Source organism: Asanoa sp. NPDC049475 (assembly GCF_040676915.1).
Taxonomy (GTDB): Bacteria; Actinomycetota; Actinomycetes; order Mycobacteriales; family Micromonosporaceae; genus Asanoa.
Genome location: NZ_JBFAPY010000002.1, coordinates 556,770 through 576,495, shown reverse-complemented (window position 1 = coordinate 576,495; position 19,726 = coordinate 556,770). Strand labels below are relative to the sequence as shown.

Genomic DNA, 19,726 nt, shown 5'->3' with positions numbered 1-19,726 from the left:
CGTCTCCGTTCGAGAGGGGCTCACCGAGGGTATCGGCGGTGGTGGATCACGATGATCCACTGGCCATGTTAGGCCCGTTCTCGCGTTTGGCTCGTCCTACGACAAATGAAGATGATCACGGTCGTGGGCTACAACCGGTACACGTAGAGGCGGTACACCTGCTCCTCTCCGTACTCGTACCGCGACAGACCGCACGGTTCTCCGCCGTTCGTGGAAGAGGGCGCTAGCGCACTGTGGACTCCGGCCCGCCCTCGAGCAGGTCGAGCTCGGACCGCGTCGGCAGCCCTTCCCAGTCGCCCGGTGAGGCCACGGCGAACGCTCCCGTGCTCACCGCGCGGTCGAGGCGGCCCGCCAGGTCCAGGTCGTCGAGCACGCCCGACAGGTAGCCCGCGACGAAGGCGTCTCCGGCTCCGACCACGTCGACGACGGGGACGCGCCGGGCCGGCATGTCGACGCTCGCCTGCGCGGTGTGGCCGGTCGCCCCGTCCGAACCGCGCTTGACGACCACCTCGGCCACCCCCGCGTCGAGCAGCGCCGAAACCCGGTCGCGCTCGGTGGTGGCCGAGCGTGGCGCGACAAGCTCCAACTCGTCGTCGGACGCGACGACCACCGACAGCGACGGCACCAACGGACGCAAAGCGGCGGCAGCCTGTTCGCGGTCCCACAGGCGGCTTCGGTAGTTGACGTCGAGGCAGACCCGCACGCCGCTCAGAGCGGCCGCACGCACCGCCGACGCGGGTCCAGGGCCGAGGGCCGGGGTGATGCCGGTGACGTGCACCAGCCGAGGGGCTGGATCCAGGGCGGGCAGGACGTCCTCGGCCGACAGGAACGACGCCGCGGAACCCGCTCGATGGTAGGTGACCAGGACGACGTCGCCGAGCCGGCGCTCGAACAGGATGAGCCCGGTCGGCCCTCGCTCGTCAACCCGCGCGTGCCCGACGTCGACCCCCTCGGCCCGCAGCGTACGCAGCACGAGCTCACCGGTCTCGTCTCCTCCGACCAGACCGGCCCAGCGAACCTGGTGACCCAGCCGGGCCAGCCCGATCGCGACGTTGGACTCGGCACCGGCGACCGACAGCCGCATCGTCCCGCCGAGCCGGATCGGTCCGTCCGCCCGCAGGGCCGCCATCGTCTCGCCGAAGGTGACGACGTCGCTCACAGCGCCGCCCGGAAGTCCCGGATCCGGCCGCGCAGGTCGTCGAGGCTCCCACCGGCGGCGGCGTCGCCCACCAGCGGCGAGCCGACCCCGACCGCCACCGCGCCGGCGGCCAGGTAGTCCTTCGCCTCGGCGACCCCGACCCCACCGACAGGCACGAACGGCACCGACGGGAACGGGTCGCGCAGCGCGCGCAGGTGACGCACCCCGCCGAGCGAGGCCGGGAACAGCTTGACCGCGGTGGCCCCGGCATCGAGCGCGGCCACCACCTCGGTCGGGGTGAGCGCGCCGGCCAGGACGGGCAGGCCCAGCGCGTGCCCCGCCGACACCGCCTCGCTCACGGCCGGAGTGACCAGGAACGAGGCGCCGGCCTCGGCCGCGGCGTGGGCGTCGTTCGCGGTGACGACCGTGCCGGCACCGAGGTTGACGTTTCCGCCCAGCGCGGCGCGCACGTCGCGGAGAACCGTCAACGCGTCCCGGGTCACCAGCGAGACCTCGACCAGGTCGACACCCTCTTCGAACAACGTCATCACGGTACGCACGGCCGCGCGCGAGTCCGGCCCTCGGACGATCGCCAGCAGCCGGCGGTCCGCCAACGTCTCCAGGAAACGCTCCATCACTCCATCCGTTCCGCGGCCAGCACGAGCCGCCAGGTCAGTTCGCCCGACGCCGGCACCGTCGCCGCGTCGTCGGGACCGGCTTGGGCGAGGTCGAACACGGTGCCGAGCATGGGTTCGACGCCGATGCTGCGGTATGGCGAGCCTTCGGGAAAGCCGCCGAGGTTGCGCCACAGGGCGGTGGCCACCGGGACGTCCGACGGTGCCTCCACCCGCAGGTCGAGCGCGTCGGCCCGGTCGACCACCCGCGCGGCCGCGCACAACAGCACGGCGCCCACGGCGGTGCCGTCCTCGACGCCGAGCTGGTCGAGCTCCAAGCCGTGCGGCGCCGGCCACGAGCTGTCCAGGTAGGCGGCACCGGCCGGCCAGGCGCCCGGGAGCAGCGGCGCCGCTTCGGGATAGAGCCGTGCCACGGTGCCGTCAGGTGCCACGATCCGTGCCCGCGAGCTGAGGTCGAGCAGCGCGTGGGCGGCCCAGACGAAGCGGTAGCCCGGGTCCGCGGACAGCCGGTAGGTCGCGACGACCGCACCGGCCTCGCCCGCGACGGCGCGCGACAGCTCGAAGTCGTCGCACGACACCCGGGAGCAGGCGGCGGACCCGGTCCACGGACGGCTCCACACGTCGCCATGGTCGGGCAGCCCGCGGACCGTCGGAAGGCATTCCTCGAGACCACCGGCATCCACGAAGGACGCTCCTGGCCGCACCGTGGACCGCGCGGGGTCGGTACGGGACCACAGCCACTCGCGGCCGCCGCCGGCCAGGGAGGTCCAGCGACCACCCTGGGCCAGGTCGAAGCGCGGGACCAAGGGGATCGTCACCATTCGGCGAACCCACCGTCGTCGTGCCGCCAGACCGGGTTGCGCCACGCGTGTCCCGTCCGGTCCGCCCGCCTCACCGCGGCCTCGTCGATCTCGACGCCCAGCCCGGGCGCCGTCGGCAAACAGACATGCCCGTCAGTGAACGCGAAGACGCTCGTGTCGGCCACATAGTCGAGCAGGTCGGCGCCCTCGTTGTAGTGGATGCCGATCGAATGCTCCTGGATCAGGAAGTTCGGCGTCGCGAACGCGACCTGGAGGCTGGCCGCCAGAGCGATCGGGCCGAGCGGGCAGTGCGGGGCCAGCTTGGCGTCCCACACCTCCGCGAGGGTGGCGATACGGCGGGTCTCCGAGATGCCGCCCGCGTGGGACAGGTCGGGCTGCACCACCGCCACCCCGGCCTCCAGGGCCGGACGGAAGTCCCATCGCGAATACAGCCGCTCCCCCGTGGCGACCGGCACCGCGCTCGCGGTCACGACATCGCGCAGCAGGTGGTGCCGGTCCGGCAGGACCGGTTCCTCCGCGAACATCGGCTGGAACGGCGCGATGAGCGGCAGGATCCGCCGGGCGTCCGCCGCGCCGACGCGGCCGTGGAAGTCGACCGCGACGTCGCGGGTCGGGCCGAGCACCTCCCGGGCCAACGCGACCCGATCGACCACAGCGGCGATGTCGGCGGCGCTCGCCAGTGCGGGCATGCGGCCGGTGGCGTTCATCTTGACCGCCGTGAAGCCCTGCTCGATCCGGGCGCCGACGTTCTCGGCCAGCTGGCTCGGGTCGTCGCCGCCGACCCACGCGTACATGCGGACCCGGTCGCGGACCGGGCCGCCGAGCAGCGCGTGGACCGGGACCCCGTACGCCTTGCCCGCGATGTCCCACAACGCCTGGTCGAGGCCGGCCAGGGCACTCGACAGCACCGGCCCGCCCCGGTAGAAGCCGCCCTTGGCCATGACCTGCCAGTGGTCCTCGATGCGCAGCGGATCCTGACCGATCAGGTACTCGGCCAGCACCGAGACGGTCGCGCGCACGGCCTCGGCCCGACCCTCCACAACGGGCTCACCCCAGCCGACGACGCCCTGGTCGGTCTCGACGCGGCAGAACAGCCAGCGCGGCGGCACGACGAACGTCTCGACGCTGACGATCCGGCCGGCGACGCTCACGCGGAGTCCTTCACGGCCGTCCATCCGCCGTCGACCACGAGGCACGCGCCCGTGATGTACGAGCTCTCGTCGCCGGCCAGGAACGTCACCGCGGCGGCCACCTCCTCGGGCCGACCGAACCGCGCGGCCGCGGTGGCGGCAACGCTGCGCCGGCGGTCGGCCTCACTGACGCCGTCCCAGGCCGAGGTGAGAATCGGTCCGGGCAGGACGGTGTTGACCCGCACGTGCGGCCCGTACTCCACCGCGAGCTGGCGGCCCAGCGCCACCAGGCCGCCCTTGGCCGCGGCGTAGGCGGGATGCCCGGGCAGCCCGGCCAGGGCGTGCACGGAGGAGCTCAACACGACGGCGCCCCTGGCCTCACCGAGGAGCCCGACGCACTCGCGCATCGCCAGGTAGGTCGCCTTGAGGTTGACCGCGATCTGCCGGTCCCAACTCTCCTCCGGCAGCTCGTGGGCCGCGGCCCGCACCGAGACGCTCGCGTTGCTGTGCAGCACGTCCAGCCGCCCGAACTCGCCGCGCGCCGTGTCGGCGACCCGTCGCCAGGTCGCGGCGTCCGCGACGTCTCCGGTGATCGCCAGGACGCCGGCGCGGTCGGGGAGCCGGTCGGCCACATCCACGGCGATCACCCGCGCGTCCTCGGCCACGAACCGTTCGACGACCGCGGCGCCGATGCCGGAGGCCGCGCCGGTCACCACCGCGACCTTTCCGGACAACATGTTTCCCACACCGCGAAGTCAACCCGCGCGCGGCCGCGTGCGGAATGGCGGATGCTCGCCTCTACCTGGACAATCCGATGGCGTTTGCCAATACTGGGCCGATGCCGATCCAGGAGGGGTTCCGCAACCAGCGACTGACCGTCGTGCCGCGCCGCGTAGTGGTCGAGACCGGCGCCCGACCGGTGACCCGGCGGCTGATGGTGACGGACACCGGCTACTATCCCGCTGCAGCGGATCACCTGATGGAGCGGCCTTCCGGCATCCAGGAGTCGGTCCTCATCGTGTGCGCGGCGGGCACCGGCTGGGCCAACGTCGCGGGCGAGCGACACCGCGTCGGGGCGAGCATGGCGCTGGTGGTCCCCAGCGGGACGCCACACGCATACGGCGCCTCGGCGGGCAATCCCTGGACAATCTGGTGGTGTCACCTGCGCGGCACCGACCTCCCCGAGCTGATCGACGAGATCGGCGCGAGCGCGGCCAGGCCGGTGGTGCCCATCCGGCGGCTCGACCGCGCGGTCGCCATGCTCGACGAGATCGTGACCACCCTGGAGCGGGACCACTCGCCGGCGAGCCTGACCGGCGCGGCCGGGGCAGCCTGGAAGCTCCTCACGCAGATCGTGGTCGACCGCGCGATGCCCCAGCCCGGAGACCCGCTTCAGCGCGCGCTGGCCTACCTGGCCGAGCGCCTGGACAGCACCGTGCGGGTGGCCGACCTGGCGTCGCTCGTCGGCGTCTCGCCCTCCCACCTCAGCGCGCTGTTCCGCCACGCGACCGGGGGCGGTGTGCTCGCCCACCACACCGCCCTCCGGATGGCCCAGGCCCGCAACCTGCTCGACACGACGGACGCGACCGTGGCCGCGATCGCCCGCGAGGTCGGCTACCCGGACCCGTTCTACTTCTCGCGTCACTTCAAGCGGATGCACGAGGCCAGCCCCAGCGAATACCGCAACCGCGCGAAGGGCTGACCTACCTGGCGACCAGGTGCAACAGCACCGAGCGGTCGACGTCCAGGGACGGCGCCTCGACGCCGACCAACCGCAGCACCCGGCCGGGCAGCACCACGCCGTCGCGCTGCCACGGCGGCAGCACGGTGCCGGCCGCGGGTGCGGAGCCCGGGTAGACGGCCTCCACGGCGTACGACCGGTCGTCGTCGAGGCCCGGCAGGCGGATCCGCCCGGGCGGCCAGGTCGACGGCCGCTCGACCACGCTGAACGCGTAGAGCGCCTCGCCCCGGTCGGCCGCCACGACGCCCTCGAGGCGCAGCGCGGCGTCGGGCAGGTCGGCGTGGACGACGTCACCCGAATGCAGGAGAGAGCGGTGCCGCTTGTGGAAGGCGACCCACCTCGCGATCGCGGCGCGGGTCTCGTCGTCGGCGGTGAGCAGGTTGACCTCGATGCCGAGATGACCCCACAGCGCCTTCTCGGCCCGATAGTCCAGCGGATGCGTCCGGTGGGTGGTGTGCGACTCCTCAGCCCCTAGGTGGGTGCCCTGCATCTCCGGCGGGACCAGCAGCGCGGTCCAGCGCTGGATCTCCAGGCGCTCGTGCGGGTCGTTGCAGTCGCTCGGCCAGACCCGGTCGGTGAGCTCTAGGACGCCGAGGTCGATCCGCCCGCCACCGCTGGCGCACGACTCGATCTCCAGTCCCGGATGGGCCGCCTTGAGCTCCGCCATCAACCGGTACGCCTGCTCGACCTGGGTCCGCACCCCCGGCCGGCCGTCAGGCGTGTGGCCGGCGTCGAGCAGGTAGCGGTTGTGGTCCCACTTGATGTAGTCGATGCCGAGCGCCCCGACCAGCTCACTCGTCCGCTCGAACACGTGGGCGTACGCGCCTGGGTGCCCGAGGTCGAGCACGTGCTGGTGGCGCGAGGGCAAGCCGGCACCGTGCCCGGCGTCGAATATCCACTCTGGATGCTCGCGGGCCAGGTCCGAGTCGAGGTTGACCATCTCCGGCTCGAACCAGAGCCCGAAGTCCATGCCGAGCTCGCGTACCCGGGCGACCAGGGGTTGCAACCCGGCAGGCCACACGGCCGGGTCGACCGTCCAGTCACCCAGCGACGTGGTGTCGTCGCGCCGGCCGAGGAACCAGCCGTCGTCCAGCACGAACCGCTCGGCGCCGGCCTCCGCGCCGCGTTCGGCCAGGGCTGTCAACGTGTCGAGGTCGTGGTCGAAGTAGACCGCCTCCCACGTGTTCAGCACGACCGGGCGAGGCGAGCGAGGGTTCCGCCGGAGGTGCCGGTGGAACCGCGCCGCGAGGTCGTCCAGTCCGACGCCCCACGATCCGTACTGCCAGGGGCTGCGGTAGGCCTCGCCGGCCTGGAGCACGACCTCGGACGGCAGCAGCACCTCGCCCGCGCTCAGGTGGCGCGTGCCCGCCGGTGTCCGCTCGGCGGCGAGCACCTGGTTGCCGCTCCACGCGAGGTGGGTCGCCCACACCAGCCCGTGCCGGAAGCCGAACCCGGCTTCGCCCGCGGCCAGCAGCAGCGTGTGCTCCAGCCCGGGCTTGCCGCCGCGCGAGGTCCGGACCCACTCCCCCACGTGGAACGGACGGCGCTGCGGCACCCGCTCCAGCGCCCAGCGGCCGGTCAGGTCGAGGATCTCGGTCGCGTCCGACGGCACCGGGAGGGCCAGTTCGAGACCGCCGATCCGGTACGCCGCCCCCGCCGCGTTGGTGACCACGGCGCGCTGCCGCACGAGCCCGCTGGCCGCGAGCACCTGGAGCTCGAGCTCCAGGGTGAGGCCGTACTCGGAGTCCTGGGCCGAGCTCACCAGCACCGGCCCGTCGGGCGTCTCGTCGACCCGCGCGGTCGCGTCCCGGAACTTCGGTGCCCAGCGGCGCCCGTCGCTGTCGGCGACCAGGCCGGGGCGGCCGAGCCAGCCCTCCGCGAGCTGCGGCAGCACCGGCACCGGCTGCGGGTAGGTCACGGCGCTGTCCCCGATGGCGGGTAGCGCCGACCGTCGCACGTCGTCCAGGGCGCGGTCGTCGAGCGCGCCGAGGTCGTGCCCCCAGTGCAGGATGCGCGGCAGCCGGCCGCCGTCGACGGCGACGACCAGGCTGGTGCCGCCCGCCCGCAGGTGGATGGTGTCTGTCATCCCTTGATCCCACTTCCCGCGATGCCCGCGAAGAACTGTCGTTGGAGAACGAGAAAGACGGTGATCAGCGGGATCGAGCAGACGAACGCTCCCGCCATGAGCGTCGGATAGTCCGTGCCGAACTGGCCCTGGAGGCCCGCGAGACCCACCGACAGCGGCCGGTTCTCCCCCGCCGGCGAGACGATGAGCGGCCAGAGCAGGTCGTTCCAGGAGTAGAGGCCGGTGAGCACGGCGAGCGCGGCGACGGTCGGCCGGGCCATCGGCAGCATGATGTGCCAGAAGACCTGGAACGGGTTGGCACCGTCGAGCCGCGCCGCCTCCTCGTAGTCGTTGGGCATGCTCAGGAAGGCCTGCCGCATCAGGAACGTGCCGAACGCGGAGAACAGGCCGGGGATGGCCAGGGCCGGCAGGGTGTCGAGCAGCTTCAGGTCGCGGACGAGTCCGTACTGGCCGATCAGGAACAGCTGGCTCGGCACCATCAGCATGGCCAGGAACAGGCCGTGGAGAATGCCGCGGCCGCGGAACGGGATGCGCGCGAACGCGTACCCGGCGAGCGCGGCGACGATGATCTGCCCGCCGACCCGCAGCACGAGGGCGCCGGTGGAGACCGCGAACATCGACCAGAACGGCACCGTCGAGAAGAACGTCTCGAACGAGTGCAGGCTGTAGCCGTGCGGCAGGATCGTCGGCGGGATCCGGGTCACCTCGGCGGTCGACTTGAACACCGTGAGGAGCTGCCAGACGAACGGCACCACCATGAAGGCGGCCGCGGCGGCGAGGAAGAGATGGATGTGCCAGCGCCGGGCGGTGGGCTTAGTCATAGAAGACCCAGGATCTCTGCAGACGGAACTGGAGCGCCGTCGCGATCATGATGACGAGCAGGAGCACCACCGCGATGGCGGCGCCGTAGCCCTGGTGGAACTGGACGAACGCCTTCTCGTAGAACAGGTAGACGATGGTCTTCGAGTCGGCCAGCGCCGTGTTGTTCACGCCGCGCAGCATGATGAAGTTCAGGTCGAACATCTGCAGCGCGCCGATCACGGTCAGCACGGTGACGAAGAAGATGCTCGGGCTCAGCAGCGGCACGGTGATCCGGAAGAACTGGCGGACCCGGCCGGCACCGTCCAATGCGGACGCCTCGTACACGGCCTTGGGAATGGCCGAAAGGCCCGCACCCAGGATGATCAGGTTGATGCCGAGGCCCATCCAGATGCCGACCACGCCGAACGCGTAGATCGTGAACCGCGGGTCGGCCACCCAGAACTGGCCGTCGACGCCGAACCAGGACAGCACGGTGTTGAGGAGCCCGAAGTCGCCGTTGTAGATGAAGCGCCAGACCATGCCGATCGCGACGGGCAGGGTGACCACCGGCAGGAAGAAGAGCACGCGGTAGACCGCGCGTCCCCGCCCGACCTGCTCGATCAACGCGGCCAGGGCGATGGCGACCGGCACGCCGAGCAGGACGATCGCGGTGTAGAGCGCCGAGTTCCCGAACGCCTTCCAGAACTCCGGGTCGTGGAACAGGGCCGTGTAGTTGTCGGTCCCGACCCAGGTCGCGTCCCCGAACGCCGGCACGTCCTGGAAGCTGTCGACGACCGTGCGCAGGAACGGCCACACGTAGAGGAGCACCAGGCCGATCGTCGCCGGGGCGATGAAGGCCAGCGCCCACCACCCGCTGGGAGTGGAAACGCCCCCGCGGCGGCCGGACGGCCGCCGCGGAAGCTTCGTTGCCGAGGACGTCATTTCTTGGCGAGCACCTGGTCGACGGCGGCCTGGTACTCCTTGGCCGCGTCCGCCACGGGCTTCTTACCGCTCCACGCCGGGCCGAGGTACTGGGTGGCGAGACCCTGCCACTCGGACGCGTTGCCCGCGACGGGCAGCGGCACGCTGTAGTCGATGGCGTCGATGAAGACCTGGAGCTTGTACTCCGGCATCGAGTCGAGCCACGGCTGCTGCGTGCCCTTGTAGGCGGGAAGCACGGTGCCGGTGGCCGCCTGGATCTCGGCGGCCTTCGACCCGCCGAGGAAGGCGAGGAACTTCTTGAGCTGCTCCGGGTGCTTGCTGCCGGCGTAGCCCGCGTTGCCGATGCCGCTGGTGACGGTGGCGCGCTTGACGCCCTGCGGCAGCGGGGCGACGTCGACCTTGCCCTTCAGCGCCGCGTTGTTGTGGAACCGCAGCGCCCAGTAGGCACCCGAGAAGTACATGGCGACCTTCTGGTTCTCGAACATGGAGACGGCCTCGGTGTCCGAGAGCTGCTCCAGCGTCGGCGACGCCTTGGCGGCCTGGAGGTCGGTCCAGAACCTCAGGCCCTCGACGCCCGCCGGGCTGCCGAAGTCCGACGCGGTGCCGTCGGCGTTGATGATGGAGCCGCCCGCCTGCAGGATCGTGTTGTAGAAGCCGCCCTGCGCGTCGATCGGCGCCGCGATGCCGAACACGCCCTTGGCCGGGTCGGTCAGCTTCCTCGCCGCGTCCTGCGCGTCCTGCCAGGTCCAGGTGTCGTCCGGGTACTTCACACCCGCGGCGTCGAACAACGCCTTGTTGTACCAGATGCCGTTGGTGTCGAAGTCCTTCGGCAGGGCGAAGAGCTTCCCCTCGTACGTGTAGGAGTCCGAGACGGCCTTGGGGTACACGCCCAGGTCGATGTTGTTCGACTTCACGGTGTCGGACATGTCGACCAGCTGGCCGCCCTTGGCGTACTCGCGGAAGTGGTCGGCGAGCATCCAGAAGGCGTCCGGCGCGGTGCCGCCGGCGGCACCGACCTGCAGCGTCGTCCAGTACTCCGTCCATGGCAGCGTCTGGATCTTGATTGTGATGTCCGGGTTCGCCTTCTGGAACTCGTCGGCGATCTGCTGCATCGCGGGAGTCTGGTCCTCGCTCCAGTTCGCGTACGTGAGCGTGACCTTCTCACCCGACGCTTCGCCGGACCCGCCCGAGCAGGCGGTGAGCAGGGTTATTGCCGCGACCAGGGCCGAGGCCGCGATCCACCTACGTTTCATGGTGCTCCTCTGATTAACGGGGGAAGGGGTTCAGAACGGGACGTGGATGGTGGTGTCGACCCAGTCGACGTGCACGCCGGGCGTCGCGGTCTCGCCGCGCAGGCACAGCGTCCGCACTCCGGCGATCGGGAGGCTGAAGGTCGTGACGGGCTTGCCCGCCTCGACGACGGCGGTGAAGACCTCGAGCCCGTCGGCGAGCACGGTCACGCTGGCGCGTCCGGTCGACTCGTCGTCGACGCCGACGGCGCCGGTGAACATCTCGGCCCGGCCGCCGAGGTGGAAGCGGGCCTCGGAGGGCGGCGCCATGCCGAGACCGCGCTCGAACTCCTGGCCCGCGACCCGCATCCGCTGCCCGTCGCGGGGGTTGCCGCCGCCGTTCGACTGGTCGCGCTCGACGGGCCCGTCGGCGTTGGCGAAGGAGAGCATCGGGAGGTCCGACAGCGCGTGGTCCCCCGGCGTCAGGGGACGCACGACCCGTGCGTGAGCGACCACGGGAACCACCCCGTCGCCGACGCGCTCGACGGTGACCACACCGAGGTGGCCGGGTCGCGGCGACGCGTCCGGACGGATGACCCAGCCGGTCCCGCCGGCTCGTTCGGCCGACCAGCCGAGGGGCAGCCGCAGGCGGGCGTCCGCGTCGGTCGTGAGTGACGCCGTACCGTCCGGGCCGACCTCGACCACCTCGGGGTGTACGGCAGGCGGGGCGTAGGTCGGCCTCGACGCGGCCCGGAACAGCTCGGTGCCGGCCGGTGCCACCACGGCGACGAAGCCGCCGTCGCGGGCCACCTCGACCGTGAACGCGTCCGCGACGGTGACGGTGCGCTCCGCGAGCCCGGTCGCCGCGTCGTCACCGACGATCCACACCTGGGCGTCCGGTCCGAGCTCCAGCCGGCCGAGCGGCACGCCGATCGTGCGGGCCTCCCCCGTGGCGACGCATCCCACGAACCAGCGGTCGCCGGACCGCCGCGCGATGACCGCGTGGCTGTCGGGGTCGCCGGCCAGCAGGACCGTCTCGTCCCAGGCCGGCGCCAGCTCCGCCAGGAAGCGGGCCGCGAGCGGGCGGTCGGTGTAGGCGTCGACGTGGTCGGCGAAGTGGGTGATCCCGGCTTCGAACGCCACCGACAGCCCGAGCTCGTGGCCGTCGCTGGTCGTGCGGTTCGGGGCGCCGAACGCGACCGGGGTTGCGTCCATGCCGCCGACCACGTTGCGGGTGAACGGCTGGATCACGTTGTGCGCCGCGGTCAGCGCCTGGTCCTCGAAGAACACGTAGTACTCGGCGCCGCGGACGGCCTCGTACCCGATGACCTGGGGGAAGGTTCGGCCCCAACCGCGCGGGATGACCGAGCCGTGGAAGTTCACCATCAGGCCGAGCCGGGCGGTCTCCGTGAGGAGCGAGTCGTACCAGCGGTAACGGTCCTTCGACTCGGACTCCATGAAGTCGACCTTGATCCCGGCCACGCCCCAGGAGCGCCAGAGCGCCAGCTTGCGCAGGTCTTCGGGGCTGTTGAGGTCACGCCAGATGGTCCAGAGGTGCACCTGGATGCCGCGGCGGCTCGCGTAGGCGACGATCTCGGGGACCCAGGTCTCCTCCCATCCGCAGTCGATGAGCAGGTGCTCCCACCCGAGGTCGGCGGCGACGTCGACGAAGTGCTTCTGCTTGTCGAGCTGCGCGCCGGAGTAGAAGTCCGACCACCACGACCAGGCGGCCCGACCCGGCCGGACCCAGGTCGCGTCGTCGAGCTCCGGCGAGACCGGCGGCGCGAGCTCCTCGACCAGGAGCGAGGACACGAGGTCGGGCAGGGTGCCGACGAGGAGGACGCGCCACGGCGTGACCGGGCCGCGGGCGACCTCCACGCTGTCGTCGGCCAGGGTGAACCGCAGCGTACGGCGGCCGTCCACGATCGCGTGCGCGCCGGAGAACCGCCCGTCGATGCCGGACTCGGTGACCAGGATGTGGAGGTCGTCGTCCAGGCGGGTCAGGAAAGGGAAGCCGTACGCGCCCGGCGCCAGGTCGGCCGTGTCGACGGCGAATCGGGGCGTCTCGTACCAGGTCTGGTAGTCGAGCACCCAGTTGCGGGAGCTCGCCGGAAGCGTGACGGCGGTGCGGTCGCCCGTGATGCGGGCCGTGCCGTCGAGGGCCGGAAGGACGTAGCGGACCGCCACGCCGTCCCGCGCGGTGCGGACGACGACCTGCCATTCGAGCCCGTCGCCCGTGCGGAAGGTGTGCACGCGCTCGTGGTGCTCGTACGCGTGCCATCCCACCGACTTGCCCGAACGAAGCCGGAAACGGTCGGCGACCCTGCGCTCCGAGACCCGGACGAGCTCGGCGTCCGCGCCGACGTCGACGCCGTTGACGGCGAAGCCGAGCGGGATCCGGTCGAGGACGATCTCGCCGTGCCACGTCACGGTCAGCTCCACGCCGGCGTCCGCGTTCCGGACGGCGGCGCCCACCGGGCGAGGGCGTATCTCGTCGCTCAACACTGCTCCATGTGATGCGGCCGGGTCGTGCACCTGACGTGTTCCGGTGCGACGGTATAGGTCCCGACATGCTCGCCCACATGGGGTTTCTTACTTGTTGCATGGACGATCCGACGATCTGGCGGCCTCCTATCGGCGGGTGGCGCCAGGCACTGCCGGCGCACCGCGCCGGCGGTGCGCGAACCGCACCGTCTCGACCACCACGGTCACCGACATCGCCAACGCCAGGCCCAGCAGCAGCCCGCGGAGCGGGTCGTCTTCGAAGGCCGCGCCACCGACGTAGCCGATCAGCGCCGAATAGAGAGCCCAGGTGACCGCCGCGACGGCGTCGAACGCGGCGAACCGCGACCGTGGATAACGTAACGCGCCCATCGACAGCGTCACCGCCGTCCGACCGCCGGGGATGTACCGGGCTATCACGAGGATCAGCCCGCCGCGCTCGGCGACGGCCGACCGGGCCCAGGTCAGCGCCCGTGACCGAGGCGAACGTCCACGGCAGGCGGCCCGGCCGAGGGCGTACGAGACGTGGTCACCGACGAACGCGCCGGCGGCCGCGACCGCGATCAGGGGCAGCAGGTCGGGCTGCCCGCTCGCAGCGAACACGCCCGCGGTGATGACAGCGGTCTCGGCCGGCACGATCGGGAAGAAGCCGTCGAGGGTCGCGAGCGTGAAGACCAGCAGGTAGAGCCACGGTCCGGACATCAGTGCGTGCAGAGCGTCGAGAACGACATCCATGCGTCCACCCTTCGCGACGCGGGCGCCGCCGGGCACCGGGAGAGTCCCTGTCGATCCCCGGACCTGACGGTCGGGGTGGACCCGGAGTCTTCACGTCGGCGTTGCCGACAGCTCACCTGGATGGCGTTGCGCTGTCGGTCTGCCAGCGTTGGCTCAGGTTGTCTCTCCTCCGGAACAAGGAGCAACAACACGTGTCTACCTCTCGTCGTGCCCTGCTCGCCGGCGGCGCCGCCGGTGTCGGCCTTGCTGTGGCCGGTGCTGTGCCGTCGCTGGCTCAGGCCCACCCCAACAAGCCCCGGCCGTCCGACGACCACAAGCCTTTCCCGCCGCTGGTGAAGGACCCGGCCGGCATCCTGGCCCTTCCGGCCGGCTTCACGTACACGATCGTGACCCGCACCGGGGTCAGCAAGCTCGACCACGGCCAGGGCCGCACCCCGGGCTCCCACGACGGCATGGCCGTCTTCGACGCCGGGCGCGACCGCTACACGATCATCCAGAACCACGAGATCGACCCGGGCGACGAGCACGGCGTGCCGCACGTCAAGGGCACCGTCTACGACCCGGGCGCGATCGACGCCGGCGGCTGCACGGTCATCACGACCGACCGCGCGGGCCGCAACTACGGCGAGTTCGTCGGCATCTCCGGCACCGTCTCCAACTGCGCCGGCGGGCCGACCCCGTGGCACACCTGGCTGACCTGCGAGGAGACGGACGACCAGGCCGGCGACGAGTGGGAGTCGGACGGCGGCCGCAAGGGCGTCTTCCAGAAGGACCACGGCTACGTCTTCGAGGTCTCCTCGGACGGCAAGTCGGACCCGCGCCCGATCAAGTGCCTCGGCCGGTACGCCCACGAGGCGCTGGCGATCGGCAACGACAAGGCCAGCGTCTACCTCTCCGAGGACGCCAGCGAGCCCAACGGCCTGTTCTACCGCTGGACCGCGCCGCGCGGGGTCAAGCTCGGCCCGGGCGTGCTCACCCGCCTCGCCCCGAACGCCGGCACCCTCGCCGCGATGCAGATCATCATGGACGACGGCTCGGTGCTGCCGGACGTCGCCTACCTGACCTCGGCCCAGCTCGGCCGCCCGTTCCCGGTCCGCTGGATCGAGGTGCCGGAGCGCGACGCGCAGTCGAAGCCGGTGCGGGAGCAGTTCGCCGACGGCCAGGTCACCCGGGGCAAGAAGTTCGAGGGCGTCTGGGCGACCGACGAGGGCGTGTACGTCGTCAACTCGTACGCCTGGGAAGAGGGCGACCTCCCGAAGGACGCCGCGCCCCACGACGGCATGGTGTGGTTCTACAACTTCAAGAACCAGACCATCCAGCTCGTCACGTACTTCCCGCACCAGGCCACGACCGAGGAGGGCGCGGCGCCGAAGTACACCGACCTCACCTTCGACGGCCCGGACAACGTCACCGTGACGCCGTGGGGCAGCCTCGTGCTGGCCGAGGACGGCGAGGGCGCGTCGCACGTGCTCAGCTCGTTCCCCGGCGGCCCGACCTACGCGATCGCCCGCAACGAGCTCAACGACTCGGAGTTCTGCGGCCCGACGTTCACCGCCGACGGCAAGGTGCTCTTCGTCAACATGCAGGACCCGGGCCTGACCCTGGCCATCACCGGCCCGTGGGAGAAGTACCTCGGCTGACCGGAACGCCGCCGAGGGTCGGGCCTGTCCCGACCCTCGGCCGGCGGGCCGTCCCGAGTGCTAGCTTTCAGCCGATGCCTGATGAGAACACGTCGCCCAGCATTCGCGCGGACGCGCGGCAGAACCGGCGCCAGCTGATCGACGCCACGCGTGCGGCGATCGCCACGCGGGGGCTCGAAGTCTCCGCGCTGGACATCGCCACCGCGGCCGGCGTCGGTGTGGGCACGCTCTACCGGCGGTTCGGCACCAAGGAAGCCCTGCTCGACGCCGTGGTGATCGGCCTGTACGACGAGATGGTGGAGCTCGCCACGGCCTGCCTGCAACGCCCGGACGCGTGGGACGGACTCACGGAGTTCATGACCGAGCTCGTCGCGGCCCACCGCGACAGCGTCGGGCTGGCCGAGTTCACCGCCCACGACCAGCGGCAGTCGCCCGACATCGCGCAGCGAACCCGCGCCCTCCAGGACGCGGTGCGGCTACTGGCCGAGCGCGCCCACGACTCCGGTGACCTGCGCCCGGATGTGACCTGGCAGGACCTCTTGCTCTGCTCCCGCGCACCGCTGGACACCGACCACTGCCTCGGTGTGGACGGCGGCCCCGAAGGTTGGCGCCGCATCCTGATCCTCCTGTTGGACGGCATGCGGGCCCCCGGGCGCACCCCGCTGGCACCGTAAGCCCCACCAGCCCGCCCAGTCCCCTCGTCCCGACTCGAGGGTGGCTGGGCTCACTCGTATTCAGGCCCAGATTAAGCGGACGATGCTCGTCCCGTTGGGGTAGCTTCTCGAACCGGACGATGGTCGTCCGCCTGAATTCGAGATCGAGGGCCCCACCATGCGTTTCGCAGACAAAGTCATCCTGGTCACCGGCGCCACCTCCGGCATGGGCCGGGCCGTCGTCGAGCGGGTCGCCGCCGAGGGCGCGCGGGTCGTTCTGGCCGCACGCGGCAAGGAGGCCGGCGAGGCGTTCGCGGCCGAGCTGCGCTCAGCGGGGCGGGACGTGCTCTTCGTGCCGACCGACGTGACCGCCCGGGCCGAGGTCGAGAAGCTCGTGCGGCGCGCGCTCGACCACTACGGCCGACTCGACGGCGCGTTCAACAACGTCGGCGCTGCCACCGCGCTCGGGCCGATCACCGAGATCGACCACCAGGCCTGGAGCGCGGAGCTCGCGCTGAACCTGGACAGCGTCTTCTTCGGACTGAAGTACCAGATTCCCGCGATCCAGGCCGCGGGCGGCGGCGCGATCGTCAACAACGCCTCGACCACCGGCGTCACCGGCGTGGCGGGCCTGGCCGCGTACGGCGCCGCCAAGCACGGCGTCGTCGGGCTCACGCGGTCGGCCGCACTCGACGTGGCGACCACGGGCGTACGGATCAACGCGCTGGTCACCGGCGGCGTCGACACCCCGCTGCTGCGGCGCAACATGGGCGCGAACCCCGCGGAGGCCCTCGAGCTCGCCAACGCGATGCACCCGGTGGGCCGGATCGGCCAGCCGGCGGAGCTCGCCGCGTTCGCGGCCTTCCTGCTCAGCGACGAGGCCGCGTTCATCACAGGTGCCGCGCTCGCCATCGACGGCGGGCTGACCGCCGCATGACGCCCGCCTCCCGGCGGTGGAAGGCCCTTTTCTTCATTTCCATCGCCCAGCTGATGGTCGTGCTCGACTCGGCCGTGATGAACATCGCGCTCCCCTCGGCGCAGCAGGCCCTGCACTTCTCCGACGGCAGCCGGCAGTGGGTGGTCACCGCGTACGGCCTGGCGTTCGGCGCGCTCCTGCTCGTCGGCGGCCGGATCGGCGACATGCTCGGGCGCAAGCGGGTGTTCCTGTGCGCCCTCGCCGGCTTCGCGGTCGCCTCGGCGATCGGTGGCCTCGCGGTCAACGCCCCGATGCTGCTGATCGCCCGGGCGGCGCAGGGTGTTTTCGCGGCCCTGCTGGCACCGGCGGCCCTGTCGCTGATCTCGCTGTCGTTCACCCGGCCGCGGGAACGGGCGACGGCGTTCGGCGTCTTCAGCGCGGTCTCCGTCGCAGGCGGTGTCGTCGGCCTCATCGCCGGCGGCCTGCTCACCGAGTACCTGAGCTGGCGGTTCTCGATGTTCGTGCTCGTGCCGATCGCCGTCATCGGCATCCTCGGCGCCATACCGACGGTTCACGACACGGCCGAGCGGCACCGCGCCCGCCTCGACGTTCGCGGCGTCCTGCTGGCCAGCTTCGGCCTCGTCGCCGTGGTCTACGGGTTCAGCAGCGCCGAGAGTGACGGTTGGACCGGCGCCATGACCGTCGCGTCGTTCGCCGTCGGCGTCCTGCTGCTGGCCGGGTTCATCGCCGTGCAAGCGAGGGTGGCGTCGCCGTTGCTTCCGCTGCGGGTGCTGACCGAGCGCAACCGGGCGGCCGCGTACCTCTCGGTCGCTCTTGTCGCGGTCGGCATGTTCGGGATGTTCCTGCTGCTGAGCTACTACTTCCAGCAGGTCAAGGGCTGGTCGCCGGTGGTGGCGGGTTTGGCCTTCATGCCGATGGCCGTGGCACAGGTCGTCGGGGCGACACAGGTCGGGGCGCGGCTCGCGCATCGCGTGTCTCCGAAGCCGATCATGGTCGGCGGCTATCTCGTCACGGCGGTCGGGCTAGTGCTGCTCGCCCTCCTCGACAGTGGCAGCGGCTTCCTCGAGATCGGGGTCGCCGAGGCCGTCGTCGGCCTGGGCGTCGGGACGGCGCTCATGCCGGCGATGAGCGTCGCGACCCACGGCGTCGCGCCGCGGGACGCCGGCGTGGCGTCCGCGCTGATCAACTCCTCGCAGCAGGTCGGCGGCTCGATCGGGACCGCCCTGCTGAACACGGTCGCGACCGGCTCGGCCGCCGCGTACCTGGTGTCGCACGGAGGGGCCACCGCGGCCGAGGCGCAAGTGCACGGCTTCTCGCTGGCCTACTGGCTGGCCACCGCGGTCGTCGTCGCCGCGGCCCTGGCCACCGCGGTCCTGGTGAACGCCGGGTCGCCACGGCACACCCCGGCCGCGGAAGACGCTCCGGACCTCGTGGCCGTTCATTAGGTGATCCCGCCCATATCATCATGAAATGGGCGGGACTGAGCCGGGCCGGTGGTGGCGGATCACCGCCCAGGAGATCGTCGGTGCGTTCCGCCCGCGGCGCGAACCGCGTCCACTGGTGCCGCTGCGGAAGGCGATCATCGCCGGCGCCGGCCCCTTGCTGCTCGCCCTGCTCGTCGGGGTGGGTTTCATCGCCGCGTTCGTCGGCGCTCTGCACAACCCCAAGCCGCACGGCGTGCCCGTCGGTGTGGTGCGCGGCGACCAGACCGCGAAGGCCCTGCTGGCCGCGACCGCTCCCCAGCTGCGGGCCGTCGACTACGGGACCGCCGGCGACGCGGACCAGGCGGTGCGCCGCGGCGACGTCTACTCGGCGCTCACCAGCGCACCCGCCGGATTGACGCTGACCGTGGCCACCGCCGCCGGGCCGACCGCCACCACCGCGACGGCCGCGATCCTGGCCGTGGCGGCCCGCCGCGCGGGCGTGCCGCTCTCCGTGACCGACGCCGTGCCCGTCGACCCGGACGACCCACGCGGCGTGGTGCCGTTCTACCTCGCGATCGGCCTCGTGATCGGCGGCTACTTCGGCGGCATCGCGCTGAGCCTGGCGTTGGGCACCGTGCCGCGGACCATCGGCCGGGCCGGCGTGCGCGTCGCCGGCCTCGCTCTGCACGCGCTGCTGCTCGCGCTCGCCGGGACCCTGATCGTCGGTCCGGGACTGGGCATCTGGCACCAGAACCTGTTCGGACTCTTCGCGGTCGGGATGCTGCTGGCGTTCGCCGCCGCGCTCTTCGCCGCCGCTGTGCAGAGCTGGCTCGCCCGCGTCGGCACCACGCTGATCATCATGTTGGTGGTGGTGCTGGGCAACCCCGGGTCCGGCGGCATCTACCCGCCCGAGTTCCTGCCGGGCTTCTTCCGCGGCATCCACGAGTGGGACCTGCCCGGCCTCGGTGCCGACGTGATCCGGTCGGTGGTCTACTTCCCCGCCGGTTCGGCCGCCTGGACCGCCGGCAAGCTCGCCATCTGGTGCGTCTCGAGCGTGGCGGTGTTCGCCGCCGCGACCCTGGTGCTCGGGCGGCCGGTCAGCTCCGGTCGAACCGAACCCGGATCTTGACCAACGCCACAGCCGTCCGGCCCGCACAGTTCGACCCGCATCGCGTACAGCGTGTCGGTGCCGATGGGCAGGATGTCCCCGTCGGAGTCCAGGCGCCGCATCCCCAGGCCCGCCACCGCGTCGGCGAAGGTCCCGTCGTCCTCGGCGGAGATCGGGTGCACCAGCACGAAGGCGGTCGGCTCA

Annotated in this window: 17 protein-coding genes; 6 read left to right on the top strand and 11 right to left on the bottom strand. The window is 71.8% G+C overall.

Going from position 1 to position 19,726, the window contains the following annotated elements; genetic code table 11:
* Nucleotides 1-223: 223 nt before the first annotated feature.
* Genes AB0J88_RS08865 through AB0J88_RS08845 form a run of 5 tightly spaced genes read right to left on the bottom strand, consistent with a single transcriptional unit; the run spans nucleotide 224 to nucleotide 4,461 of the window.
* On the bottom strand, nucleotides 224-1,159 hold the full coding sequence (locus tag AB0J88_RS08865) for a sugar kinase (RefSeq protein WP_364346875.1): 936 nt from the start codon (nucleotides 1,157-1,159) through the stop codon (nucleotides 224-226).
* Complete coding sequence (locus AB0J88_RS08860; RefSeq protein WP_364346877.1) at nucleotides 1,156-1,773, bottom strand: bifunctional 4-hydroxy-2-oxoglutarate aldolase/2-dehydro-3-deoxy-phosphogluconate aldolase; 618 nt, start codon at nucleotides 1,771-1,773, stop codon at nucleotides 1,156-1,158. Before AB0J88_RS08860 ends, AB0J88_RS08865 begins: the two co-directional genes overlap by 4 nt.
* Nucleotides 1,773-2,594, bottom strand: coding sequence for a hypothetical protein (locus tag AB0J88_RS08855; RefSeq protein ID WP_364346879.1), 822 nt, complete (start codon nucleotides 2,592-2,594; stop codon nucleotides 1,773-1,775). Before AB0J88_RS08855 ends, AB0J88_RS08860 begins: the two co-directional genes overlap by 1 nt.
* The gene (gene dgoD, locus AB0J88_RS08850) at nucleotides 2,588-3,745 is read right to left on the bottom strand and encodes a galactonate dehydratase (RefSeq protein ID WP_364346881.1); all 1,158 of its coding nucleotides are present in this window, start codon (nucleotides 3,743-3,745) and stop codon (nucleotides 2,588-2,590) included. Before dgoD ends, AB0J88_RS08855 begins: the two co-directional genes overlap by 7 nt.
* Nucleotides 3,742-4,461: an SDR family oxidoreductase gene (locus tag AB0J88_RS08845; RefSeq protein WP_364346883.1), complete on the bottom strand. Its 720-nt coding sequence runs from the start codon at nucleotides 4,459-4,461 to the stop codon at nucleotides 3,742-3,744. Before AB0J88_RS08845 ends, dgoD begins: the two co-directional genes overlap by 4 nt.
* Before the next feature lie 101 nt (nucleotides 4,462-4,562).
* Here AB0J88_RS08845 and AB0J88_RS08840 point away from each other — a divergent pair, with 101 nt between their 5' ends.
* The gene (locus tag AB0J88_RS08840) at nucleotides 4,563-5,426 is read left to right on the top strand and encodes an AraC family transcriptional regulator (protein ID WP_364346885.1); all 864 of its coding nucleotides are present in this window, start codon (nucleotides 4,563-4,565) and stop codon (nucleotides 5,424-5,426) included.
* Between the two features lies 1 nt (nucleotide 5,427).
* Here AB0J88_RS08840 and AB0J88_RS08835 read toward each other — a convergent pair whose 3' ends face one another.
* The 6 genes from AB0J88_RS08835 to AB0J88_RS08810 all read right to left on the bottom strand — a co-directional run bounded on the left by AB0J88_RS08835 (nucleotide 5,428) and on the right by AB0J88_RS08810 (nucleotide 13,760).
* On the bottom strand, nucleotides 5,428-7,551 hold the full coding sequence (locus AB0J88_RS08835; RefSeq protein WP_364346887.1) for an alpha-galactosidase: 2,124 nt from the start codon (nucleotides 7,549-7,551) through the stop codon (nucleotides 5,428-5,430).
* Nucleotides 7,548-8,372 carry a carbohydrate ABC transporter permease gene (locus AB0J88_RS08830; protein ID WP_364346889.1) on the bottom strand — a complete coding sequence of 275 codons (825 nt, stop codon included), beginning with the start codon at nucleotides 8,370-8,372 and terminating at the stop codon, nucleotides 7,548-7,550. Before AB0J88_RS08830 ends, AB0J88_RS08835 begins: the two co-directional genes overlap by 4 nt.
* Nucleotides 8,365-9,294 (bottom strand): sugar ABC transporter permease, encoded by a 930-nt coding sequence (locus tag AB0J88_RS08825; RefSeq protein WP_364346891.1) that lies wholly within the window; start codon nucleotides 9,292-9,294, stop codon nucleotides 8,365-8,367. The genes AB0J88_RS08830 and AB0J88_RS08825 overlap by 8 nt, the downstream gene beginning before the upstream one ends.
* The gene (locus AB0J88_RS08820) at nucleotides 9,291-10,547 is read right to left on the bottom strand and encodes a sugar ABC transporter substrate-binding protein (RefSeq protein WP_364346893.1); all 1,257 of its coding nucleotides are present in this window, start codon (nucleotides 10,545-10,547) and stop codon (nucleotides 9,291-9,293) included. The genes AB0J88_RS08825 and AB0J88_RS08820 overlap by 4 nt, the downstream gene beginning before the upstream one ends.
* Nucleotides 10,548-10,577: 30 nt before the next feature.
* Nucleotides 10,578-13,025, bottom strand: coding sequence for a glycoside hydrolase family 97 catalytic domain-containing protein (locus tag AB0J88_RS08815; RefSeq protein ID WP_364346895.1), 2,448 nt, complete (start codon nucleotides 13,023-13,025; stop codon nucleotides 10,578-10,580).
* A gap of 129 nt (nucleotides 13,026-13,154) precedes the next feature.
* A complete protein-coding gene (locus tag AB0J88_RS08810) occupies nucleotides 13,155-13,760 on the bottom strand; it encodes a VTT domain-containing protein (protein WP_364346897.1) in 606 nt (201 codons plus the stop codon).
* Between the two features lie 191 nt (nucleotides 13,761-13,951).
* Between AB0J88_RS08810 and AB0J88_RS08805 the strand changes: the two genes are divergently transcribed.
* From AB0J88_RS08805 to AB0J88_RS08785, 5 genes are all read left to right on the top strand, one after another.
* Entirely contained in the window at nucleotides 13,952-15,400 is a 1,449-nt protein-coding gene (locus AB0J88_RS08805; RefSeq protein WP_364346899.1) for an alkaline phosphatase PhoX, read from the top strand.
* Between the two features lie 74 nt (nucleotides 15,401-15,474).
* On the top strand, nucleotides 15,475-16,074 hold the full coding sequence (locus tag AB0J88_RS08800) for a helix-turn-helix domain-containing protein (RefSeq protein ID WP_364346901.1): 600 nt from the start codon (nucleotides 15,475-15,477) through the stop codon (nucleotides 16,072-16,074).
* 157 nt (nucleotides 16,075-16,231) lie between these two features.
* A complete protein-coding gene (locus AB0J88_RS08795; protein ID WP_364346903.1) occupies nucleotides 16,232-16,990 on the top strand; it encodes a glucose 1-dehydrogenase in 759 nt (252 codons plus the stop codon).
* A complete protein-coding gene (locus AB0J88_RS08790) occupies nucleotides 16,987-18,435 on the top strand; it encodes a DHA2 family efflux MFS transporter permease subunit (RefSeq protein ID WP_364346905.1) in 1,449 nt (482 codons plus the stop codon). The genes AB0J88_RS08795 and AB0J88_RS08790 overlap by 4 nt, the downstream gene beginning before the upstream one ends.
* Nucleotides 18,436-18,460: 25 nt before the next feature.
* Nucleotides 18,461-19,543, top strand: coding sequence for a hypothetical protein (locus AB0J88_RS08785; RefSeq protein ID WP_364346907.1), 1,083 nt, complete (start codon nucleotides 18,461-18,463; stop codon nucleotides 19,541-19,543).
* Nucleotides 19,544-19,726: the final 183 nt, after the last annotated feature.